Origin of the sequence: Micromonospora sp. (assembly GCF_048594385.1) — a bacterium.
In the GTDB taxonomy this organism is placed as follows: Bacteria; Actinomycetota; Actinomycetes; order Mycobacteriales; family Micromonosporaceae; genus Micromonospora; species Micromonospora wenchangensis.
In genome coordinates this window covers 1-3,381 of sequence record NZ_JBMDWU010000292.1, presented here as the reverse complement: position 1 = coordinate 3,381, position 3,381 = coordinate 1, and the positions used below count along the sequence as shown (strand labels likewise).

Genomic DNA, 3,381 nt, shown 5'->3' with positions numbered 1-3,381 from the left:
CCCCCGTCCCCGGGGGGGGGCCCCCCGCGGCCGTTTCGGGCGGGTGGCGGTTCGGGTACCCCCAGGGGTATGTTGGTGGCAGGAGGTGCACCGTGAAACTGCGACCGGAGATGACCGGCGACGCGTTGACCCGGCTCAAGCGGGCCCGGGGTCAGCTCAACGCCGTGATCGAGATGATGGAGAACGGCGAGGACTGCCGGGAGGCGTTGACCCAGCTCGCGGCGGTCTCCAAGGCCATCGACCGGGCCGGTTTCAAGATCATTGCCTCCGGGATGCGGCACTGCGACGCGGCGCGTGGGCGCGGTGAGACTCCCGAGATGACCGAGGCTGAGCTGGAGAAGCTCTTCCTGGCGCTGGCCTGACCCGCGAACGGCATCCCGCCCGGCCCGCCTGAGTGCGCTCCTGGCGGGTACTCCGTACCCCGGAACACGAACACCCGTCTGTCCGTTACATACCCCCAGGGGTATAAGCGAAAGAGAGGTTTGTCATGACTGTTGAGGTGACGGTGCTCAGCACGTCCTCCCTCGGCGACCGCAGCTACCTGGCCTCCGACGGCCGGACCGCGGTCGTGGTCGACCCGCAGCGCGACGTCGACCGCATCCTGCGCCTCGCCGGCCAGCGCGACGTCCGGATCACCCACGTGGTGGAGACCCACCTGCACAACGACTACGTCTCCGGCGGACGGGAACTCGCCCGGCTCACCGGGGCCGAGTACCTGGTGGCCGCCGCCGACCAGGTCGGTTTCCCCCGCACCCCGGTCGACGACGGCGACGAGGTGCCCGTGTCGGACACCCTGCGGCTGCGGGCGGTCGCCACCCCCGGCCACACCTTCCACCACCTGTCCTACGTCCTGGACACCGCAACCGACGGCGGCTGGCAGCCGGTCGGCGTGTTCACCGGCGGCTCCCTGCTCTTCGGCACCACTGGCCGCACCGACCTGCTCGGCCAGCAGCACGCCCACGAACTCGCCCACCACCAGCACGCCTCCGCCCGGCGGCTGGCCGACCTGCTGCCCGACGGCACCCAGATCTGGCCCACCCACGGCTTCGGCAGCTTCTGCTCCGCCACCCAGGCCGACGCCCCCGACTCCACCATCGGCCGGGAGCGGCAGGTCAACCCGGTGCTCCGGCTCGCCGCCGACGACTTCGTCACCGACATCCTCGCCGGCCTGGACGCCCACCCCGCGTACTACGCGCACATGGGAGCCGCCAACGCCGCCGGCCCGACGCCGATCGACCTCACCCCGGCCACCCGCGCCGACGCCGGGCAACTGCGCGAACGGATCGCCGCCGGGCAGTGGGTGGTCGACCTGCGGCACCGCAAGGCGTACGCCGCCGCGCACCTCGCCGGCACGGTCAGCCTCGGCCTCGACGGGCCGATGTCCACCTGGCTCGGCTGGCTGATCGACTGGGGCGCCCCGCTGACCCTGCTCGCCGAGACCCCGGAACAGATCGCCGACGCCCAGCGGGAACTGGCCCGCATCGGCATCGACCGGCCCGCCGCCCAGGCCACCGGCGGCCCCGAACGGTGGGCCGCCGACCCCGGCCAGCTCCGCGAGCAGCCCACCGCCGACTTCGCGGCCCTGGCCGCCGCCCGCGCCGGGAACCCGCCCGCCGGACTGCCCGCCCCGCAGGTCGTCCTCGACGTGCGGATGACCAACGAGTGGAGGGCCGGGCACCTCACCGACGCCGTCCACGTGCCCCTGCCCGACCTGCGGGCCCGGCTCGCCGACATCCCCGCCGGGACGATCTGGGTGCACTGCGGCTCCGGCTACCGGGCCAGTGCCGCCGCGTCCCTGCTGGCCAACGCCGGCCGGACGGTGGTCGTCGTCGACGACCGGTTCGACCGGGCCGCGCCCGCCGGCCTCACCCTGACCACCCCCGCCTGACCCACCCCCGCTGCGGCGGACCCCGAAACGAGGAGAGATGGACCGTACCGACCCCACCCGCGAGGCCACCGTCGACGCCGGCACCCTACGTGCCCTGGTCGACTCCGGCCGGGCACCCCGCCTGCTGGACGTCCGCACCCCGGCCGAGTTCGAGACCGCGCACATCCCCGGCGCCTACAACGTCCCGCTCGACCTGCTCCGCGAACACCGCGACGAACTGCGGCGACACCTCGACGAGGAGGTGGTGCTGATCTGCCGCTCCGGCGCGCGGGCCGGCCAGGCCGGTCGGGCGCTCGCCGCCGCCGGCCTGCCCCACCTGCGGGTCCTCGACGGCGGCATGCTCGCCTGGGAAAAGACGTCGGCACCCGTACGGCGGGGCACCCCCCGCTGGGACCTGGAACGGCAGGTACGCCTCGTCGCCGGGTCGATCGTGCTGGTCAGCATCCTCGGCTCGGTGCTGGTGCCGGGGCTGAAGTGGATCGCCGCGCTGATCGGCGGTGGGCTCACCGTCGCCGCCCTCACCGACACCTGTGCCATGGGCATGCTGCTGGGCCGGCTGCCCTACAACCGGGGCGTCGGATGCGACCTGGACGGTGTCGTCGCCCAGCTACGCGGTGACACCGGACGGCAGGGGTGAGCGCCACCCTGCCGCTGACCCTCGGGCTGGCCGTGCTGATCGGCGTCAGCCTCGGCCTGCTCGGCGGCGGCGGTTCCATCCTGGCCGTGCCGCTGCTGGTCTACGTCGCCGACCTGCCGGCCCGGGAGGCCATCGCCACCTCGCTGCTCGTCGTCGGCGTCACCAGCCTCGTAGGGGTGCTGCCGCACGCGCGGGCACACCGGGTCCGCTGGCGAACCGGGCTGGTGTTCGGGCTCGCCGGCATGGCCGGGGCGTACGTCGGCGGGCGGCTGGCCGGTCACCTCCCGCCGACGCTCCTGCTCACCGGATTCGCGGTGATGATGCTGGCCACCGCCGCCGCCATGATCCGCGGCCGGCGGGTCGCCGGAGGCACCGCGCCACCCCAACTGCCCCTGGCCCGGGTGCTCGCCGACGGGGCGGTGGTCGGGCTGGTCACCGGCCTCGTCGGGGCCGGCGGCGGGTTCCTGGTGGTGCCCGCGCTGGCGCTGCTGGGCGGCCTGCCGATGCCGGTCGCCATCGGCACCTCGCTGGTGGTGATCGCGATGAAGTCGTTCGCGGGTCTCGCCGGTTATCTCTGGACCGTCGACATTCACTGGCCGCTGGCGCTCGCCGTCACCGCCGCCGCCGTGCTCGGCAGCCTGCTCGGCGGGCGGCTCACCAGCCGGGTGCCGGCCGACGTCCTGCGCCGGTCGTTCGGCTGGTTCGTCCTGGTCATGGGCGGTTTCGTGCTGGTGGGGCAACGACCCGGCTGGGTACGGGCCGACCCGGCGCTCTGGACCGGCCTCGCCGGCCTCGCGGCCGGCGCAACGCTCGCCGCACTGACCTGCGCCCGACGTGTCCCGGCCGGCGTCGGCCG

The 3,381-nt window shown here is 74.4% G+C and carries 4 protein-coding genes; all 4 read left to right on the top strand.

Going from position 1 to position 3,381, the window contains the following annotated elements; all coding sequences use genetic code 11:
- Window positions 1-92 precede the first annotated feature (92 nt).
- Entirely contained in the window at window positions 93-362 is a 270-nt protein-coding gene (locus tag ACOJTC_RS15650; protein ID WP_204926517.1) for a metal-sensitive transcriptional regulator, read from the top strand.
- A 125-nt stretch (window positions 363-487) separates the two neighbouring features.
- Window positions 488-1,888 carry a rhodanese-like domain-containing protein gene (locus tag ACOJTC_RS15645; protein ID WP_420117427.1) on the top strand — a complete coding sequence of 467 codons (1,401 nt, stop codon included), beginning with the start codon at window positions 488-490 and terminating at the stop codon, window positions 1,886-1,888.
- 37 nt (window positions 1,889-1,925) lie between these two features.
- The gene (locus ACOJTC_RS15640) at window positions 1,926-2,525 is read left to right on the top strand and encodes a rhodanese-like domain-containing protein (protein WP_420117426.1); all 600 of its coding nucleotides are present in this window, start codon (window positions 1,926-1,928) and stop codon (window positions 2,523-2,525) included.
- The coding region (locus tag ACOJTC_RS15635) for a sulfite exporter TauE/SafE family protein (RefSeq protein ID WP_420117425.1) at window positions 2,522-3,381 on the top strand (860 nt) is incomplete at its 3' end. The genes ACOJTC_RS15640 and ACOJTC_RS15635, both read left to right, overlap by 4 nt.

What these genes read in the sequence shown, in the direction of transcription:
- ACOJTC_RS15645 (WP_420117427.1), top strand. Translation starts at nt 488, where the DNA reads ATGACTGTTGAGGTGACGGTGCTCAGCACGTCCTCCCTCGGCGACCGC.
- ACOJTC_RS15640 (WP_420117426.1), top strand. Translation starts at nt 1,926, where the DNA reads ATGGACCGTACCGACCCCACCCGCGAGGCCACCGTCGACGCCGGCACC.